Annotated in this window: 14 protein-coding genes; 4 read left to right on the top strand and 10 right to left on the bottom strand. The window is 54.9% G+C overall.

Annotated features, from left to right (window positions below):
• Window positions 1-123 precede the first annotated feature (123 nt).
• On the bottom strand, window positions 124-567 hold the full coding sequence (locus OHL19_RS21495; RefSeq protein ID WP_263359896.1) for a CHRD domain-containing protein: 444 nt from the start codon (window positions 565-567) through the stop codon (window positions 124-126).
• A 498-nt stretch (window positions 568-1,065) separates the two neighbouring features.
• Here OHL19_RS21495 and OHL19_RS21490 point away from each other — a divergent pair, with 498 nt between their 5' ends.
• Complete coding sequence (locus OHL19_RS21490; RefSeq protein WP_263359895.1) at window positions 1,066-1,242, top strand: hypothetical protein; 177 nt, start codon at window positions 1,066-1,068, stop codon at window positions 1,240-1,242.
• Window positions 1,239-1,697 carry a M67 family metallopeptidase gene (locus tag OHL19_RS21485; RefSeq protein WP_317890603.1) on the top strand — a complete coding sequence of 153 codons (459 nt, stop codon included), beginning with the start codon at window positions 1,239-1,241 and terminating at the stop codon, window positions 1,695-1,697. Before OHL19_RS21490 ends, OHL19_RS21485 begins: the two co-directional genes overlap by 4 nt.
• Window positions 1,698-1,825: 128 nt before the next feature.
• Here the strand turns inward: OHL19_RS21485 and OHL19_RS21480 are convergent, their stop codons facing one another.
• From OHL19_RS21480 to OHL19_RS21470, 3 genes are all read right to left on the bottom strand, one after another.
• On the bottom strand, window positions 1,826-3,994 hold the full coding sequence (locus tag OHL19_RS21480) for a family 2A encapsulin nanocompartment cargo protein cysteine desulfurase (RefSeq protein ID WP_263359894.1): 2,169 nt from the start codon (window positions 3,992-3,994) through the stop codon (window positions 1,826-1,828).
• A complete protein-coding gene (locus OHL19_RS21475; protein ID WP_263359893.1) occupies window positions 3,981-4,901 on the bottom strand; it encodes a family 2A encapsulin nanocompartment shell protein in 921 nt (306 codons plus the stop codon). Before OHL19_RS21475 ends, OHL19_RS21480 begins: the two co-directional genes overlap by 14 nt.
• A gap of 158 nt (window positions 4,902-5,059) precedes the next feature.
• On the bottom strand, window positions 5,060-5,380 hold the full coding sequence (locus tag OHL19_RS21470) for a rhodanese-like domain-containing protein (protein ID WP_263359892.1): 321 nt from the start codon (window positions 5,378-5,380) through the stop codon (window positions 5,060-5,062).
• Between the two features lie 474 nt (window positions 5,381-5,854).
• Here OHL19_RS21470 and OHL19_RS21465 point away from each other — a divergent pair, with 474 nt between their 5' ends.
• Complete coding sequence (locus OHL19_RS21465) at window positions 5,855-7,477, top strand: Na+/H+ antiporter (protein WP_263359891.1); 1,623 nt, start codon at window positions 5,855-5,857, stop codon at window positions 7,475-7,477.
• Window positions 7,478-7,671: 194 nt separating this feature from the next.
• Here OHL19_RS21465 and OHL19_RS21460 read toward each other — a convergent pair whose 3' ends face one another.
• Genes OHL19_RS21460 through OHL19_RS21450 form a run of 3 tightly spaced genes read right to left on the bottom strand, consistent with a single transcriptional unit; the run spans window position 7,672 to window position 9,705 of the window.
• On the bottom strand, window positions 7,672-8,007 hold the full coding sequence (locus OHL19_RS21460; protein WP_263359890.1) for a hypothetical protein: 336 nt from the start codon (window positions 8,005-8,007) through the stop codon (window positions 7,672-7,674).
• Window positions 8,008-8,043: 36 nt separating this feature from the next.
• Window positions 8,044-9,135 carry an amino acid permease gene (locus OHL19_RS21455; RefSeq protein ID WP_263359903.1) on the bottom strand — a complete coding sequence of 364 codons (1,092 nt, stop codon included), beginning with the start codon at window positions 9,133-9,135 and terminating at the stop codon, window positions 8,044-8,046.
• A gap of 36 nt (window positions 9,136-9,171) precedes the next feature.
• A complete protein-coding gene (locus OHL19_RS21450; RefSeq protein WP_263359889.1) occupies window positions 9,172-9,705 on the bottom strand; it encodes a hypothetical protein in 534 nt (177 codons plus the stop codon).
• Window positions 9,706-10,174: 469 nt separating this feature from the next.
• Between OHL19_RS21450 and OHL19_RS21445 the strand changes: the two genes are divergently transcribed.
• Window positions 10,175-10,432 carry a Rossmann-fold NAD(P)-binding domain-containing protein gene (locus OHL19_RS21445; protein WP_263359888.1) on the top strand — a complete coding sequence of 86 codons (258 nt, stop codon included), beginning with the start codon at window positions 10,175-10,177 and terminating at the stop codon, window positions 10,430-10,432.
• A gap of 98 nt (window positions 10,433-10,530) precedes the next feature.
• Here the strand turns inward: OHL19_RS21445 and OHL19_RS21440 are convergent, their stop codons facing one another.
• From OHL19_RS21440 to OHL19_RS21430, 3 genes are all read right to left on the bottom strand, one after another.
• The gene (locus tag OHL19_RS21440; protein ID WP_263359887.1) at window positions 10,531-10,842 is read right to left on the bottom strand and encodes a putative quinol monooxygenase; all 312 of its coding nucleotides are present in this window, start codon (window positions 10,840-10,842) and stop codon (window positions 10,531-10,533) included.
• Window positions 10,843-11,897: 1,055 nt separating this feature from the next.
• Window positions 11,898-14,219, bottom strand: a complete 2,322-nt coding sequence (locus OHL19_RS21435; RefSeq protein WP_263359886.1) for a kelch repeat-containing protein — start codon at window positions 14,217-14,219, stop codon at window positions 11,898-11,900.
• Between the two features lie 125 nt (window positions 14,220-14,344).
• On the bottom strand, window positions 14,345-18,697 hold the full coding sequence (locus OHL19_RS21430; RefSeq protein ID WP_263359885.1) for a protease pro-enzyme activation domain-containing protein: 4,353 nt from the start codon (window positions 18,695-18,697) through the stop codon (window positions 14,345-14,347).
• Between the last annotated feature and the right edge of the window lie 226 nt (window positions 18,698-18,923).

Below are 18,923 nucleotides of genomic sequence, written 5' to 3'. Positions count from 1 at the left end.
TCGTTGAACGGTCTTTTCGTCATGAGCTTTCGAGCGATCGGTACTGAGCTCGTTTGCTGCGGCACTATCGTAATCATCGTCGCGAGGTGAGAGAGCAAGCTCTCTCACCTCGCTTTTATGCAGCTACTCAGCCTTCACAACCTGACCGCGAACTTCTCCGCCTGGATTCGCAGCGGTATGCAGGTTGAAATACCACTTACCGTCGACCAGGTCTTTCGCCTGCTCTGGTGTAAGCTTTGCCTTGCCTTCGATTGGGCTCGCAATCGGACTGCCCTTGATAGGGACCTGCGGCTTTGCATTCACTCCCTCGGCAGCTGGTCCGTGAAAATGCGCTGCGACAACTGGGCCAGTCAGCCCACTGAACTCAACGTGATACTTGAATTCATTGGTCTCCGTATCGAGTGTTCCAGTTAGGGTACCCGTGCCTGCACTGTCCTTGGGCGGAACCTCGGACGACGCCTTCAACTCCGTTTTGAAATGGATCGTTGCAGCCTGAGCACTGATTGAAACAACCGCTAAAGCGGCCGCTGCGACGAGTGCTCGAAAGAGACTTTTTGTGGTTTTCAATTTAGTTCTCCTTGGGTATGCGGTTAACGTAAGTTTGTCGATTAGTTTTGGATAGAGATGTCAATCGGCGTGGTGGAAGGAGGGTCTGATCGTTGAGGTCAAGGATCAGTACCACAACCTCGGTGGCATGCAAAGACAATAAGTGTCGGCAGATTCCTTACTCCCATTCGTCGAAGCGAGAAGCCTGGGCAAAAATGCTGAGACTTCCGCGAAGCTGTCTAAGTGAACGCTATAAAGCGAGCACTACGGAGTATAAGCAAAATGGGGTATCAGTCCGGGCAGAGACAACAGGTAAGTCGCGTTGGATTTTTCATCAACATCGCGTCATCCTGACAATAGCGTAATTCCCTTCACCGCGCAAACGTGCGTCAACATAAATAACAGATCACCAGATGCGATAGACTCCGAGTCAGTGAGCGAAAGCGTGAGTAAAATCAGGAAGAACCATTCATTTTGGAATGATGAAATCTGGAGATTGAAACCGAAGCAGCTTATGCGATGGCCAAGTACCTGGTGCGCGAAGAAGGCTTGTTAGTCGGTATTTCGGCAGCCGCTGTCACCAGCGAACAAATCGCACGGGAAGAAGTACCTGCAGGCCGACATGCAACGATCGTGACCATCATGCCGGATTCAGCCGACAAGTACCTAAGTGAGCGTTTCTGGGAGGATGCGTGAGCATATTGTTCGTAACCCAGGCTGTATATGATTCCATCCGCTCTCATGGAGAGGAGACCTATCCTCACGAGTGCTGCGGAGCGCTCCTCGGCAAGTCCACGCCCGAGGGCATGCGCGTAGTCGCAGAAGTGCGCGCGAACAATACGAGGACCGACTCAGCGCACAATCGCTACAACATTGCGCCACTGGAGTTAGTAAAGATTGAGCGCAAAGCTACACAACAAGGGTTGGAGATTGCAGGCTTCTACCACTCGCATCCCGACCACCCGGCGCAGTGGTCGAAAACGGATTTTGAGGAAGCACATTGGCTCGGTTGCACTTACGTAATTACATCTGTAACGCAGGGTAAGGCAGATATAACCAACGCTTTTCTTCTGAGCGGTTCGAAAGAAGAAGAAAAGCGATTCGACAATCAGACCATTCAGATTTGCGAACTTTTGCAAATCTCCACCTGAATGATGAGGACATGCACTATCTACCAGAGAAGAACAAACAACCATTAAGACCACAGGCACGCTATCAATCATTCCCTCGATAGCTGCAGGCAGCACCAGACCTCTATAAGTTTGAGGCAATATCGTTGTCAGACGATCGAGGTTTGTCCAAGCCTGAGATTCCAGAGCGCCCTGACCAGCGCATCAATGTCCTCGAACGTGTTGTACAAGGCCAGCGAAGCGCGCACTGTGCTTTCCAATCCAAATCTACGCAATATCGGTTGCGCGCAATGGTGCCCAGATCGAACCGCAATCCCATTACGATTCAGATAATTGCCAACCTCTTCCGTGCGAAAACCTTCCATCACAAAAGAGAGAACTCCAGCCTTTTCTTTCGACGTACCGATCATGCGCAAGCCTGGCATCTGCTGCAGTGCTTCCGTCGCGTAAACAAGAAGCCCATGTTCATGGCGCGTAATGTTTTCCATCCCCGCGCGATCGAGGTAATCTATCGCCGCGCCCAGTCCGACAGCGTCTGCGATGTTGCCGGTACCAGCCTCGAATCGCTGCGGTGCAGCCTGATAGATGGTCTTTTCAAAGGTGACATCCTGAATCATGTTGCCGCCGCCCTGCCAGGGCGGCATATACTCAAGAACATCGGGCTTGCCGTAGACAACTCCTATGCCTGTCGGGGCAAACACCTTGTGCCCAGAGAAGACAAAGAAATCGCAGTCAAGCGATTGCACATCAACTCGCATGTGAGAGACCGACTGTGCACCATCGAGCAGCACTTTGGCTCCATAACGATGCGCCGCATCAATGATTTCGCGGGCGGGAGTTACTACGCCCAATGCATTGGATACGTGTGTGAATGAGACCAGTCGCGTCCTTGATCCGAGTAACTTTTCGTATTCGTCCAGCAGTATCTGGCCGGTTGAATCGACCGGTGCGACGCGTAGCCGAGCGCCCTTCTCTGAGCAAAGCATCTGCCAGGGAACGATATTTGCATGGTGCTCAAGCCACGTGATGACGATCTCATCGTCTTTTTGAATGTTCTGCCAACCCCAGGATTGCGCGATGAGATTGATACCTTCAGTCGCGCCGCGGACGAAGATGATCTCTCGCGAGGACGACGCGTTAAGGAATCGTCTTACTTTCTCTCGCGCCGACTCGTAAGCGTCGGTCGCGCGGGCCGCCAGCTCGTGGGCCGCGCGATGTACGTTGGAGTTCTCGTGCTCATAAAAGTACTTGAGCCGGTCAATCACACTTTGAGGTTTCTGCGTTGTAGCAGCGTTATCGAGCCAGACAAGCGGACGCCCGTTCACACGCTCGCGCAGAATAGGAAAGTCACGTTTGAGCGCCTCAGCGTCGAAGGAATACGAAGAGAGATTCAAGTCCCTTGGAACATCCGGTTCGTTCCCGACAGGTTCGTGCGTGGACACAGCCTCAGTCGGTGCGATCGCGCGTACCTCGCTGAGAAAGCTGAAGGGTGACTTAGGAATCGAGTATAGATCAGCGCCAGCATTGTAAAGATTGGGTGTTTGCGGAGCGGCCGGAACTTTCTGCGTCGGCAATTCTTTTTCGGGCAAAGCGGGCACCGGCCCCGGAATGGAAGGCGGATAAGAAAACAAAGGCCTCGCCTCTTCGAGAAATGAAAAGGCTGGAAACGCCGATGAATCCGCAAAGCCAAAAGAACCTGGTGCGCTGGGCGAAGGCGGTTGGGCGACGTCGAACCCTCGCGGCAAAACAGACTTTTCTTCAAGTGAAAACGGGTCGCCAAACGCTGCCGACTCTGGGCGATCAAACTCCGTAATCGGTCTGGCCTGAGGATAGGCAGGCGTCGGGACTACCTCGCGATCGGCGACGATTGGCCGTGTGTCCTGAAGAAACGAGAACGCCCCAAAACTTGCGGACGGCTGAGACGGCACGGATGATCCCAACGCGCCCGGAATCGCCGGTGGAGTCGCCTGAACCGGCGCAGTCACCGGGGTGACAGACGCAGGTCCAGCGCTTGCTGGAATACCAGGAAAATGCGGATCACTCGGCAGCGAAACCTCAGGCCGTGCAGCCGGAACCGAAGAAGGTGTCGATGCGGATATCGGAGAGAAGGATGTTGGATCGACTGGGGCATCCGCCGGCACGAACTGTGACGGCGAAGAGACTCCCTCAGGCGCTGCCGAGAAGAACTCATTCGCCATGCGCGCCAGTGTTGATGGATCGAAGGGACTCGCGGCTCGGAAATCCGCTATGGGCGACGAACCAGCCTGCCGATCTAGCCCCGGCCCAAATCCACCAAGCTCAGACTCACTTGTACTCATGGTAGCGTCCAACCTCGACATCATCGAGCACGGCGATCGCATCATCGGCCAATACCGATGCCGAGCAATAGAGCGAAATCAGATAAGACGCAAGCGCGCGATCGTTGATTCCCATGAAGCGTACCGAGAGCCCGGGGCTCTGCTCACCGGTCAAGCCGGGTTGAAAGAGACCAATCACGCCCTGCTTGCGCTCTCCTACACGAATGAGGAGAATCTTCGATTTGGGTACCTTCCCGGAAACGTGAACCTTATCTGTGGGGATAAGTGGAACTCCGCGCCAGGTAAGGAACGGATTGCCAAAGAGATTGACTGTCGGCGGTGGTACGCCACGCCGGGTGCATTCCCGGCCAAACGCCGCGATCGTACGCGGATGGGCGACAAAGAAGGAGGGTTCCTTCCAGACCTTTGTCAGCAGTTCGTCCAGATCATCAGGGGTGGGCGCACCGTTCCGCGTCGAGATCCGCTGAGAGTCCGGCACGTTGTGCAGCAGGCCATAGTCAGCGTTGTTGAGCAACTCATTTTCCTGCCGCTCTTTTACACTCTCAATCGTCACCCGCAACTGCTCGCGAACCTGGTCGTAAGGATTGCTAAATAGATCTCCAATCCGCGTATCGACATTCAGTAGCGCATTGATACTGCTCAAACGATATTCGCGGGGAGTCTCTTCGTATTCGGCATAAGTGCCAGGAATCACAGACTCATCCACATGCCCGCAGAGAACTTCGATTGCCTTTGCATCCACCACGCGATTACGGCGGAAGATGCCAGCTTCCAACGGTTTCCAGTCCAGCAATCTCACAAGCCAGCGAGGGGTGGTAGCGCCATAAATCGGTGCAGTCTTGGTGACATTTGCAAGCTGAGATGCCGCCTGTTCGCCTAAGGAAACGCGCGTGGTTGTTTCAGGCACCGGGAACTCCTTTTAGATAACAATCTTCACTGACGGACTGATTGTATACGAGCACGGCAAGCTGCGGCATAAGGAGTGCAGCCTCTCCGACAGTCGTTGTGAATCAGCCCAATGCCTGGCTGGAGCGCGACCAGCCCAGGCGCCAGTCAGTCTTCGACTCAATACTTGCGAACGCTATGATCCACCCGGTCAGACCACGCGTGAATCCCACCACGCAGATTGCTGACATTCATAAACCCCTTCTTTTGCAGGAGTTCCACAGCCTTCACTCCCCGCGGCCCCATCTTGCAGACAGCCACGATCTCTTGGCGAACGTTCAGCTCATTCAATCGCCTGGGCAGTTCGGGCAGAGGAATCAGATGCCCCCCTATATTGGATATCTCGTACTCATACTCATCGCGAACATCGAGCAGGAAAAGATTGTCGCCATGATCGAGCCGGCTCTTAAGATCTTCAGCTTGGATTTCGGGAACACTCACTCTGGTTTCTCTCCTTGTTGGGCCCAAAACAGAAAACCCACCTGCCAGATCAACTTCTGGCGGTGGGTCGTTGAGAAGGATACGAATGAAATCAGCCTATTGGCTTAGCATTCTCCTCATGCCAGAAGACAAGCGTGCGCAGCGGCACATACATGCCGTACAACAAACCGCGGTCTTCTGGGAGCAAAACTTCATGCATTCAGCATAGCAGCCCCGCAAAGGGACGGCAAGAAAGCTCAATCTCCGTAGTGGATGATGCGCGACTTAGATTGCGCAGTTGCATGTCTTAATGGCGGTATGTACATAGCCGTTCAGAACCTCGCTATCATCTGTAGTTTCTGGTGTTCACAACCACCCGTAATTGAAGATCGAATATCGAGGAAGTTCTTCATGGACGCGAGATAATATGGAGATGCTTTCTTCGACCAAATGCCTCAAGGATGTTCAGACTCTCATGTTATTGGGAGCGGCTGCATGACGGCCAGCGGCAGCGGAGTGCAATCGGTCGAAGCATTGTTTCTTTTGCTCCTCTTATTCGTTGCCCTCTTCGCGGGCTTGGCGCGCCGACTTCGGGTTCCTTATCCCATTCTGCTGGTCATCGCCGGCTTAATTCTGAGTTTTCTGCCCGGAATGCCGCGCGTCGATCTGAACCCGGATGTCGTTTTTCTTGTATTTCTTCCTCCCCTGCTTTACGCAGCGGCATGGGCTCTCTCATGGAGAGAATTTCAGCGAAACTTTTCGCGTATCGCCATGCTTGCGGTCGGCTTGGTGCTCTTCACGATTGTTGGTTTAGCGATTGTAGCTGGAAAACTGCTCCCCGGATTCGACTGGAAATCCGCCGTTCTGCTCGGCGCGGTTGTGGCTGCAACAGACGCGATCGCGGCCACATCCATAGCTCGGCGGGTCGGGCTTCCTCAACAGATTGTCGACATTCTTGAAGCCGAAAGCCTCGTAAATGATGGCACAGGGCTTGTGGCTCTGCAGTTTGGTCTCTTGATACTGGTGACAGGAAGAACACCATCCGCTGTTGAGAGCATAGGACGGTTAGTGTATTTGACCGCAGGCGGTGTAATGATAGGCCTCGCGGTCGGAGCGCTTGTGGCATGGTTTGAACGGTGGGTCGACGATAGTGGCATCGAGATCGTCATCAGCATTCTCGTCCCCTATGCCACCTATCTTCTCGGCGCACGTATGAGGGTTTCGGGAGTCATGGCCGTGATCGCCTGCGGCATGTACATGAGTCGCAAAAGCACCACCTACATGTCACCCAGAGTACGCCTTCAGGCTACGGCAGTGTGGGATGCGCTTACCTTCGTGCTGAACGGGATCGTATTCGTTCTGATGGGCCTGCAACTACCCTATGTCATGACACAGATCACTGGTATGAGCCATTCCGTGCTCCTGAAATATGGCATCGGATTCAGCATTGCCATGATAGCTGTGCGCATGGCCTGGGTTTATGGAGAAACCTACCTTTCCTATGCATTGCGCCGGTGGGTGCAAAAGATAGAAACAGATCCGCCACGGCCCGCAACCATCTTCATCATCGGATGGGGAGGAATGCGTGGCGTGCTCTCTCTCGCCGCTGCAATCTCGTTGCCCTTCACAGGTTTCGGAGGAAGGCCGTTTCCGCAAAGAAACATGATTATCTATCTGGCATTCTGCCTGATGTTTGCCACGCTTGTTCTACAAGGTCTCACGATGCCATGGTTGATTCGAGTCTTGGGGCTGTGCCAGACCGATTCAAATGACCATGAAGAACATGAGGCAAGACGCGTCCTGTTGAGAGAAGCGATCACCCATTTAAGCCGTAAGCGATCAAAGAACCGAAGCCATTCAAAAATGCTCAGCGAGTTGATTGCCGGATATCAAAGAAGATTGGATGCACTTCCAGCGGAGCAGGAAGTAGAACCGCAAGAATTGATCGATCGCCCCGTGCGGAAGGAGGCCCTGTTGTCGGTACTTCAGGTAGAACGGGAAGCCCTGATTCGTCTTCGCGACGAGGAGCAGATTAACGACGACGTGTTACGAACTCTACAACATGAACTGGACCTTGCCGAGAGCCGCGTACACACTGGATCGATACTGGAGTACTAGCCCGGTAATTTCTCGTTTGACTATTCTCGTTTGACTGATTGTTCTCAATAAAACAGAAGGCAAGAACACAGGTTTCACGGCTTATAAGATAAACCACTATCTCTGCCATCTGCGGTTTGGCAACAGCCGTCCAAGAGTTGATAGCCATCGAATCAGTAGTACCGCACGGTTGTCAGCGGCTCACCGAACTCCCGCTAGACTTTGCCAAGCGAGATGACCACTCCACCAGCCAGGATCAGGACACCGCCGACAATGACCGAGAGAGATGGAACCTGCTTGAACAGGATCCAGGAGAGCAGTTGCGCGAAGAGGAAGAAAAACACTACATACAAGCCTAAGAGCTTTCCAAAGTCCCAGGGTGGTACATTCACACTCCAGCCATACGCAAACAAAATCAAGGCCGCAAGCAGGAATAGTACGATTCGATGAGATATGGAATGCGTATGAAGACCCATACGGATAATGGCATCGCCAGTCGCCTCCAGGGCCGCAGCGAGGATGAGAATCGAAATGGCAACGGTACGGCTCATGAGGTTCCTGAGAAGATATTGCGTGAACGACGGGCGTTACAGATACCAGGGAATATTGATGACAATGATGCGCTGGTTGCCACGTAGAAGCAACAAGAGCTTGAAGAGTTGAGCCCGTTGGTTGTGCAGCGGCGTCTGCCACCAGCGCCGCACAACGAGCTCTGGAATTAGCACGGCGATTTGGCGGTTCGGGTGCGTGCGTTCCGCTTCGAGGATGTGCTCCACCAACGGCATTAGAACGAATCGGTATGGAGACTGTAGCAGAACAAGCTCCGGCGGAACAAGGCCGGCTGCATGAACCGGAACAACAACATTCTGCTGAAACATGGCTCGAACTTCTGCCGAGCATTCCTCAGCATCGCCGTGAACCGCCTCTATGTGAGTGCTGATCTTCAACGCAAAGCGAAGACCCTTTTCCGTGATGCGGGTCCAACGGTCGAGTGGCACAATGACCAACGGCTCTTCAAGATTGGCAACGTTGATCGGAGTGGCAACGGAGATCGTACGAGCGACTCCCTTATAGTGACGCTTTACCGCCGACATAAGCAGAATGAGAAGTGGAACCAGAATGACGGTGATCCACGCGCCATCACTAAACTTCGCAACCAGAACGACAATCAGCGTAACGCCTGTTGCAAATGCGCCGAAGCCGTTGATGATCATGCGATGCAAACGCCCGGACTCATTGGACCGCTTCCAATGAATAACCATTCCAGCCTGCGAGAGCGTAAAGGACAGGAATGCTCCGATCGCGAAGAGCGGGATAGGGCGATCCGTGACCCCACCAAAACCAACCAGCAGGATTGCAGTAAAGCCGACAAGCGCGTAAATGCCATGAGAGTAGAGAAACCTGCGACCACGGATCTTGAAGATGTGGGATAAGTGATCGCTCTCGGCTATGGCCCGAGTAAGACGAGGGAAATCTGCAAACGAAGTGTTAGCTGAAAGTGCAAGCACTGACAGGATAGAGGCGATGGCGACATCGCAAAACCATCCACGACCCATGACAGCGGAGATAAGCTGGGAAAGAATACTTTGGTATCCAGCTCCAGTAGGATCGGTAGCCCCAATGTTATAGGCCCGACAGGGGAGCGCGATGCCTCCGAGAAAAGTCATAAGCAGCCCGATAATGATCGTAAGCGTGCGCTTGGCATTGACTTGCGTTCATACCCGCAGGAGCGAAAGAAGACTGCAGTTGCTTTTGAGCCACCACTCCTGCGCCGTCCACGCCTGAACCTGCGTTCGCATGTCCTCATATTGCACTACTAAGCTCAGGGAGGGAGCGCTTGCCGCGATCTTTGCCTGCACATCCTTGGGCGTTATCGGCTCACCCGCCACCTGTTCGATGCGGATTCTGCCCGAACTGAAGTGCGGAAGATATTTCACCAGATCCAGCATGGGCACCCTCTGAAGGAACTCAGGCTTGAGATACTCCGCCCGCTCTTTTTCAGGCACCACACCGGACTCTTTGAGCCAATCCGGGCAATCTCCCGAGGGGTTGATGGCATCAACGAACGCGATTCTCGAATCGGCATCTGCGGCAAGAATCGCGATTACTCCTCCGGACCCCTCGCCCAGCACTCCAACCTTCGTGGTGTCGACATCTCCGTGGCTGGCAAGATAATCGATGATCATCTGTACATCGTGCGTCGATGTTCCGAGAGACTCCTGCAATTCGCTGACAAACCACTCTCGCATAGGCCTCGTGGGATACCTCTGGCCGGGTTAGAGCGCCGACTAAGCCTACAGCTGCAAACCCATTTCTTGTGACGAATTGGCACCACGCCTTTTGAGCGAAGCGGTCGCTGTCGGCGAGGAAGCTATAAAGATAAAGAATGACTGGCGGCTTCGCGATGCCATGAGGCCGGACGATGTGGAGCTCAATCGAAGTCATTTCGTCTCCATTGCACACGAATCAGTTCCTCCGTGTATTCGGGGAAATCCGACTTGCCCAACGGAGCCCAGGCAAAAGGCCTTGGATGAAGCCCACTTTTCATTGCATTCAGTTCGCCCCAGTTTTCGCCTGTCTGCGCTGTCTCTTCATGAGAAGACGAGGCGGAGTCCTCATCAGCACTGACTCACTTCACGCGCCGGATGTGCATGTGAAGCAACACCGGGCTGCCATACACGCTGCAACGAGCGCTGGCGTGGAGCACATCCTCTATACATGATCCCCGATGCCCACCCAACCGTTGGAAACTCGATCACGGATGATCATTTCTGGACCGAAGCCGCAATCTTTGAGAGCGGACTCGACTGGACGATCCTGCGGAACAACCTCTACGCGGAAGTCATCCTCAGGTTTGCGCAGTTTGCTTTCAAGACCGGCAAACAGGTTTCCGCGCGCAGTCGCAGGGCCGGTCGTATGTGTCTCGCGAAGACTACGCGAGAACGGCCGCAGGAATGCTGCTCAACACCAGGGTAAGGCAATTTACGATGTCACCGGTCTGGCTCGGTCACACACGAAGAGATCGCGAGAAGCACGGCAAAATCGTCAACTGGCTAGGGCGTGTCAGCGATCGCTCAAAAGAGATCAGGCCACAATGGATTCAATTTCGTCATAACGGGTGCACTGGCTAACTTGCCCTCAAGAGCAGAAAACATGCGTTTCGTATAGTCCTGCTCAAGGTGAATCCGATGTGCTTCCGGAGAAGAAAACACCTCGAAGAAAACAAACTTATATGGATCACCGTCGCGCGAGGTCTCGAACAGAGCTTCGCAACCAGGCTCCTGAAGCGCCGGGCCGATGGCTTCTCTGAATATTGCCTTGACCTCGTCTAAAAAGCTGGGCAGAATCGCCAACTCTGCCAGGAGATAAACCTTCTGATTGTCCATTTTTATTTTCCCCTCTTTGCTACGCCTTGCTGTCGAACCCCACGATACTGGCCAAATACTGAATCAATATAATGCTGAGAACTCTTCCGTTACTTCTGTGATTTTAGCGTACCTGCTCGACAAATCGATGTCCGCCGTCAAGTGCCTGATCATGGACACACATCCAGGCTATAAGGTTAGCGCTATCGCGTCCATTCAGTTGCGGCATCGTTGCCGCTATGAATGGACTATGCGGCGAAAGACCCCAAGGAGAACTCGGGTTGCTCTAGCCTCCATGTCGGTAGTGAGGCGAGCACACGTGAAAAATACCTACAATAAACGCAGCTTTAGGCAGACTGAGTGAGACGTCAGGAGACGCGATTACGTCTTGCGCCGCACTTAATCCGTTGTTCTTTAAGATGCGGTGAGTTTTTAGAAGACTTGCAGAGACGCCGGAGGGGAAATAATTCTGTCTCCTAATGTAGGGCTCGAACCTGCAACCCGTCGGTTAGCACCTGGAGTTTTGCTCCGCTCAATATTACTCATGATTGTGATGTGTTGTCCATATTATGACCGTTACAGCATTTCCCCGCTCTTCGACTGTTGCAGGTATTGCCCACAATTACCCACTGTTTTTAATGAGTGCGCTCACAAAAATCTCTACATTCTTATTGCATGATTTAAAGGTAATCGTTTGATCAGGCTAATGCGATGAGGCCCGGCGTGTTTGATTGATACCGGCGGTTGTCGGTGGATTTTGCCGCTATCCATCGGAATACCGTCCGTTCGCTGATTCGAGCCAAACCTTCTACGCCATTGACACAAAAAACTAAGCTACTTTGAAATTGAGAATTTCCGCTTGTGCTAGTCCTCTCACGATGAGACGAGAACCTGGATATGGGCACCCGATGCCGCATACGCTTTTGACGCGCGATCAGCTCATGATAGTCGCGGATTGAATAGAGCTTCTATCGATAAAAAATAGCTGACAGAAAGCTGAAGCGACAGTTGCAACGCGAAAGTTCTGCGTTACAACTGTCGCCTCGTTCATGCCTGCACCCTTACTGTTGGTATATCTACGGTTGGTACATCCAGGAGTCGTTGAGGTAGCCTTGGGAGCCAGCTCCGTCGTAGCCCTGGCCACCGAACAGCCAGAGATTGCCGGAGGAATCGACCCATGGCATTGCGCCGATGCGAGCGCCCGGAGTGTTGGTTGCGGCAGGCGTACCGAGTGTGCCGTAGACTCCCGGCTCACCACTCTCAACGCCCTGGGCTGGATTGGGAGGAATGACATTGCTGCCACCCATCCAGGTCCAGCGACCGCCGTTCTTCGCGCTTGGTGTGTACTCCCAGAGGTCGTTGAGGAAGCCCGATGCCCCGGTCCAGTCATAGCCCTGGCCACCGAACAGCCAGAAACTACCAGAGACATCAATCCAGGTTGCGGAACTAAAGCGCGCTCCGGGGGTGTTAGCAGCATCAGCGACACCAAGAACGCCATAGACGCCGGGCTGGCCGCCATTTATCCCGATAGTGTTACTGCCACTCATCCACGTCCATTCGCCGGCAGTTCCTTCGGCCCCTGGCGTGTACTTCCACAGGTCGTTCAGATAGCCAGTGGTATCGACCGAGTCTGCGCCGAGGCCGCCGAGAAGCCAGAGATTGCCTGACGCATCGGTCCAGGTAACGCCGGCAGATCTTCCTCCGGGAATGTTGGCGGTGTCCTGGCTTCCGAGCGTGCCGTAGACTCCGGGCGCTGCACTTTGACTGAAGGGAGAGGGGCTAATAGGAGCGACAGCGAGGCCCCCTATCCATGTCCACTTGCCCGCGGCTCCGTTCGCACCGGGGGTGTACTTCCACAGATCGTTTAGATAAGCATTGGTTCCGACCGAGTCAAAGCCATTGCCACCGAAAAGCCAGAAGTTTCCAGACGGATCGGTCCAGGCGTATCCGCCATAACGGCCGCCGGGAATGTTATTGGCCGATGGTGTGCCGAGCGTGCCGTAGACACCGGAGTTACCTTCCTGCTCGGGAACGGTGGTGCTGCCGCCCATCCAGGCCCATTCGCCATTGGAGCCTAGATTGGGATTGAACTCCCAGAGATCGTTAAGGTATCCATACAGACCAGCGGAGTCGATGCCGATGCCGCCAAAGAGCCAGAGGTTTCCTGCCGAGTCAATCCATGTCACCATCTGCTCTCTGCCGCCGGGCGCGTTGCCAGGCGCAGGCTTCCCGAGCGTACCGTAGACACCAGGTTCGCCGTTTGGAGCTACCTCGGGGATACCGAGTGGCGCGACACTGTTGCCGCTGACCCAGGTCCACTCGCCGCTGGCGCTCTTCGAGGGATCGAACTTCCAGAGGTCGTTTAGCAGACCCGTTGTGCCAGTTGTGTCTTCCCCGTATCCGCCCATGAGCCAGATGTTTCCGGAGGCATCTTTCCAGGTACCGGATTGTTCGCGTCCTCCTGGAAGATTGGCCGGAGCGGAAGCTCCTAGGGTGCCGTATACGCCTGAGACTCCACCGTTCAAGCCGACGGAACTGCTGCCGTTCATCCACGACCACTCGCCGACACAGACGATGTTCACGTTGGCGATATCTGTGGAGACGGTGCCGCTGCCGTTGGAGACGATGCAGCTCTCGCTGGCTGGCTGCGAGAGCACGGTAACGCTGTATGCGCTGCCGCCAGGCAGGGGCGTGGTGAAGTTAAAGCTGGTGGCTTCTGCTGCGACGGTCAGGTTATTGCCGCCATTGTCCTCCAGAACCAGGCCTGTGCCGTGAAGGCCATTGATGGTGCCACCGACGGCATAGAGCTGGGTGCATACAACAGTTGCATTCGTCACATTGGCGCTGGCTGTCCCAGCTCCATTGGCCACCACGCAGTTTTCACCGACTGGTTGCATGAGTATTGAGATACTGTACGCGCTGCCGCCCGCAACTGGAGTGGCAAAGGTAAAGCTGGTCTCATTCGCGCTCACAGCCAGATTGTCTCCGCCATTATTCTGCAGAATCAGGCCAGGCCCTGTGAGCCTCTTGACGATGCCGCCAATGGTGAACTGCGGTGAGCACGTGACGCTGACGTTGGTTACGTTGGCCATAGCCTGGCCATCGCCCTTGCTCACTGTGCAGTTTGCGCCTGCAGGCTGCGAAAGCACCGTGACGCTGTAGACACCGCCGCCGGAGACAGGAGTGGTGAAGCTGAAACTGGTGGCATTGGCACTCACCGTTAAATCGTTGCCACCGTTATTCTGCAGGACCAGGCCTGCGCCAGTGGCCCCTGCAACTGTACCTTTGATGGTATAGGTGGTGGGCGCGGGCAGAGTGGATTTGCCCGACCCGCCGCAACCGATCACTGGTATCCATGCCATGAGCAACAAGATGGAGAGACCTAACCTACTTTTCATCTCGCTTGAACCTTTCCCAAATAAAGTCGATTTTTCGGCCGTGATCGTAGAAAGCATTGCGCCTTTGTCTTCCATACAGTGCAAGAGCATCCACACGCGGCAGTTGCATACCTGCCGCTGCATCTTTACTGAACTGAGACATTGACCTGCGTCGTTGCGCTGATAGAGCCGCTGGAAGCTGTGACCTTAACCATGTAGCTGCCAGTTGGAGTTCCGGGGGAGCCACCAGTTCCAGGGTTGCTATGTCCATTGCCGCCGCAGGCTGTTACGGCCATGGCACATGCCGCCACAAGCAGCACTCCCAGAGCAGTCCATTTCCTTCGCTTTGGAGCGATGAAAATCAGCAGGCAGCCAAACACTACCCCGCCGATTTTCCCAGCAGCCATGCGCGTATCGTTTGCCACGTTGGTTGTAGGAGCAGCGGTGTTCACAGTGAGCATCGCGTTCACCACTGCTGTGCCGGTCACAGAAGCAGTAGCAGGCACGGTGCAGGTGGGGGCTGCGGAAGAGGATGAGCCTCCGGAGACCGCGCAGCTCAACTGCACAGCTCCCGTAAAGCCGCCTGCGGGACGAATCGACAGCATGTCGGTTACAGATTGCCCGGCGAGAGCAATCGATACGGTGCCGCTGGCCGCGGACATGTCGAAGCCTGGGGTCACGGCCAATTGCTGCAGAACAAGCGGAAGAGCCAGCGTCTGTTGCACTCCGCCCGAGACTGCTGTGACAGCGACCGTGTAGGAGCCTGGAAGCGTGGTGCTGTCACTGGCTATCTGTAGAGTGACAGACGTGGGACTGGAGCCCAGGTTGATGCTGTCCGGGAGAGCGCAGGTAGGGGCCTTGCCGGAGGTTGGCGTTGGCGCAACGATGCAGTTGAGCGTTACGGTTCCGGTGAAGCCCTCAATCGGTGTGATGGAGAGCGCCTCGCTCGCCGACTTACCCGGTGAACTAAGGGAAATCGAACGATCCGCGAAGGAGAGTGTGAACCCGGGGCCTTTGGTCACCCGCAGCGGAATCTGCACGGATTGGCTAAGCTGACCACTGACGCCGGTGACGGTGATGGTGTAGTTGCCTATCGGCGTATCAGCATACGTGGCTACTGAAACAATCGAGCTTGCTCCGAAGCTGCCGTAAACAGTGGCTGTAGCTGCCTGACAGATAGGCGTGTGTCCTGACGGAGCGGCGCTCACCGCGCAACTCAACTCCACCTGTCCGGTAAAACCATTCAAAGATGCCACAGATATAGTGGTTGAGCTCTGCTGGGATGCTTCGACCACCAATGGCTGACTCGGGCCGCTCAGCGTAAAGCTGCCCGTATTGCCAGTAGAGGTCACGCTGAAGCTGCCGCTCGTGGACTGATAGTTAGTGTCACCCCCATAGCTGACGCTAACCAGGTTAGAACCTGGCATCAGGTCAGAAGTGGGGATTGTAAAGGTAAAAAGATTGGCGACTGCCCCATTCGAGCTTCCCTGCAAAGAAGAGGTGGGAGGATAGGTATGGCCATTCGCCTGCGCCGAAACGCTTCCTGTGGGATAGAGTGCGATGCTGTCTGTCTGCAGAATCGCAGTGACAGTCACCTGCCCAACCGGGCTCACAGCGGTAGCGCTGGGCTGCAGTTGAAACGAGGTCGTCCCTTTGGTGACGGTCAGCGTCTGCGAGGTGCTGGCGCTCGTCGCAAAGCTTGAGTCACCTGGATAGCTCGCCTTGTAGGTATATGTTCCGGGAGCGAGTGAGCTGATGGAAAGCTGCGCGAAACCGAGGCTATTGATCGCAGCCGATTGCGTTACGCCATTGCTGGATGTGAAGTTGACGCTACCCGTGGCGATACCGTCCGGGAGCAGCGTACCTGTGTAGTCCACAGTGGAGCTGTTTCCAAACGGCTGCGCATTAGCGTAGGTACCCATGCCGTAGGCAACAGAACTTACTCCTTCTTTTATGGCATAGGTGATTGGATCGTTGGTCCCAAAAGAAAGAGTGGTTGTGCTCGATTCCGCGCTGATGGTCACGTTGATGCCGCTGGAAGACTGGCTGCCGGTATGGCTCGTATCGCCAGCATAGTAGGCATAGACGGTGTATGTTCCGCCGGGAAGATCATTGGTGGTCAGATTCCCGGTACCGGTTCCATCAAGCGCACCAAAGTCGGAGTAGCTGGCGGCATTCATGCTGTTCGTCGAAACGATGCTGAACTGTCCGGTCGCAGTGGCAGGCGTTACCAGGGTTGAAAAATTGATCGGTGTGCCGTGCACCACGCTGATTGGCGCGCTGGACAACGGGTCGCTCGAAATACCCGCGGTGAGAGTGTTGGTGGTGCTGGTAAAGTTAGTCGCGGTCCATAGATTGACCAGCTGCGAAAGATCGATGCTGCCGAGGCCAGAAGCCATGTCGTAGCTGGGTGTAGCGTTATACCCTTCCAGAAAATTATTCGTGCCGCAGTTCAGCGAACCGCTCGCGCAATAGACTGAATTATTGCCCATGACTACGTCATGGAAGGCCCGCTGGTACTTGCCTGGGCTGCTGGTCGAGGGGTTATAGTCCTGCGCCAGGTTGTAGAGAACAGTATCGGCTTGTCCCAGGCGTGCGCCGCCCTGCGACTGCGAAATCATCGCCAGCATTCCGGCAAAAGCCGGGGCCGCTGCCGAGGTTCCGCCGATCAATCCGATTGGAGTGTCATTGAGGAGATGCCCACTCGCATCGGACTGGCAGTCGGTATAAACTCCGCCTTGCTCATCTATCGTCGAGTCGGAACAGAAGACCCAGGCCGCACCGTAAAAACCATTGGCAGCCAGCAGAGAGACATCTGGAACGGATCGAACCAGATTTACCTGCTGGAAACCAGTCTGGTAAGGAGGCTGGGTATAACCCGACAAGGTCTGTGAGCAGCTACCGTCCGAGGTCAAATAACCCAAGCAGACTGCCTGGCTGCTCAGGCCGCCGCCGGCGGCAATGATATTGGTATCCCCAACCCCATCGTACGTGGGCATATTCAAGGTAAAGCTGTTCCCCACTACCGATGAGGAGTCGTTCCACGGATTCTCCGGGATATAGCCGAGTGCTGTTGCGTAATACGGATAGTTTCCCGAGCTCGCAGTGTTTACGTAGTTGCTGAAGTTGTTGACAAGCGAGTAGTAATCGGTCCCGCCCACGGCGATGTTGTAGGGCGTGGAGGAAAGGCCGCTTACCGAAAGCCCATGCGAAGCCAGGAGTGGCGCCACCGACGTGTCGCAGGAAGCCGAGCCGGAGTCGCCTGTAGACACCGTGACCGAAATGCCCTGGGCTGCTGCTTGCTGCCAGAGCTCCGACCATTCAAGATTGCCGCCAAGTCCGAGATCGGATTCGCACTCCCCATAGCTCGCGCTCAAAATATTAACCTTGTTATCTTCAAGCGCGCGGAGTCCGGCCAGGACGAGACCATCTGACAGATCTGTGGAATCTGCGTAGTAGTAATCGATCGTTGCGCCTGGTGCAAGTCCGCCAGCGATTTCGACATCCAACAAGCCTTCGGAAGCGGTATCTCCGTCCAAGACACCCGGGTCTATACCGCCGTCGAGGATCTGCGTCGGAAGATTGCTGGCTGCGCTTGCAGGCAAAAAGGCTGTGCGATAGTTCTGCACATCGGCCATTGCCAGCGCTGAGTAGCCAACGATACCGATCGTAACGCCAGATCCATCGAGCGTCTGCGTCGCCGCAGCATTGAAGTTCTTGTTCGGCGTGTCGTAGATGATGGAGGCGTCAGCCGGCGTGACGTAAAGAGCATAGTCCCCGTTGGAACCGCCGGTCAGGGCCGGTTGCATCCGGTGTGAGGCAGCATCGTAACGAGCTGGGCTTCGAAGCACGTGTAGAGGCTTGGCGCGAAAATCGTTCATAGGCGAGATGCCAGCGATGACCGGAGCGAGCGCCGTTGGAACCTCAGGATCGTTTGCGTTGGCCAAATGTCTCTGCTGGCCAATCGTGTACCTGTGAATGCTGGTATGAAACGCATGCGTCAGATCTCCAGCCGTACCGGAGAAGAGAATGGCATTACGCCCCTCTGCAATCTTTTCCACCTTGAGCCCGCTGGCTTTCAACCACTGTTCCACCGCCGCCAGGTCGTTGTCCGAGACGCCGTAAGCGGCACCATAACTTGCCGGGGTCAGCCAATGGCGATAATTCGCCGATTTAGGATCCTGCACCTGGCTGAAAAATTGACCTAGGTGAGCCTGCTGATCGGCACTTCGGCGGAGCCACAGCACCATTCTCCCCGTCGAGAGGGATGGCGATACCTCACCCAGATCCACGGCCGCGTGATCCATTCGACGCGTCTGCCCCGTAAGAACAGTGCGCTGCTCATCCTTCACCGGGCCGCGAACCCGATCCTGCTGTGCTGCCGGAGGCCGAACAGTCTGGGAGTCAGGAGCGTTGGATTGCGCTAGCGCGGTAGTTGCAACAAACACCGTCCCCAGGCATAGACGAAGGAACAGCGCACGGAATGGAATAGGTTTCACGTTGTTCATCCTTGGCAGAAAGTTAAGAAGTCAGCGGTGTAAAGAGAAACAGCGGGCGTTTGGAGCGACCGGATCGAAGCTCTTGCAAAGCAATCTCTGGACGCGGAACCCAAAAGCCGTGTGTCATCAAAAGCTGAATCCAGAAAAACGCTTTGTTGCAATTGAGTCAACAAAACTTATACTTAAGGCATTCTTAAGCAATAAATCCTTTTGTTTCTTCATGTGC

The organism is Acidicapsa ligni, from assembly GCF_025685655.1.
Taxonomy (GTDB): Bacteria; Acidobacteriota; Terriglobia; order Terriglobales; family Acidobacteriaceae; genus Acidicapsa; species Acidicapsa ligni.
The sequence above is the reverse complement of the archived record's forward strand: the minus strand, read 5'-3'. Positions and strand labels throughout refer to the sequence as shown.

Bases quoted from the DNA above. Each gene is read 5' to 3' on its own strand.
- OHL19_RS21490 (WP_263359895.1), top strand. From the start codon at position 1,066: ATGGCCAAGTACCTGGTGCGCGAAGAAGGCTTGTTAGTCGGTATTTCG.
- OHL19_RS21480 (WP_263359894.1), bottom strand. From the start codon at position 3,994: ATGAGTACAAGTGAGTCTGAGCTTGGTGGATTTGGGCCGGGGCTAGAT.
- OHL19_RS21450 (WP_263359889.1), bottom strand. From the start codon at position 9,705: ATGCGAGAGTGGTTTGTCAGCGAATTGCAGGAGTCTCTCGGAACATCG.
- OHL19_RS21460 (WP_263359890.1), bottom strand. From the start codon at position 8,007: ATGAGCCGTACCGTTGCCATTTCGATTCTCATCCTCGCTGCGGCCCTG.
- OHL19_RS21465 (WP_263359891.1), top strand. From the start codon at position 5,855: ATGACGGCCAGCGGCAGCGGAGTGCAATCGGTCGAAGCATTGTTTCTT.
- OHL19_RS21440 (WP_263359887.1), bottom strand. From the start codon at position 10,842: ATGGACAATCAGAAGGTTTATCTCCTGGCAGAGTTGGCGATTCTGCCC.
- OHL19_RS21435 (WP_263359886.1), bottom strand. From the start codon at position 14,219: ATGAAAAGTAGGTTAGGTCTCTCCATCTTGTTGCTCATGGCATGGATA.
- OHL19_RS21445 (WP_263359888.1), top strand. From the start codon at position 10,175: ATGATCCCCGATGCCCACCCAACCGTTGGAAACTCGATCACGGATGAT.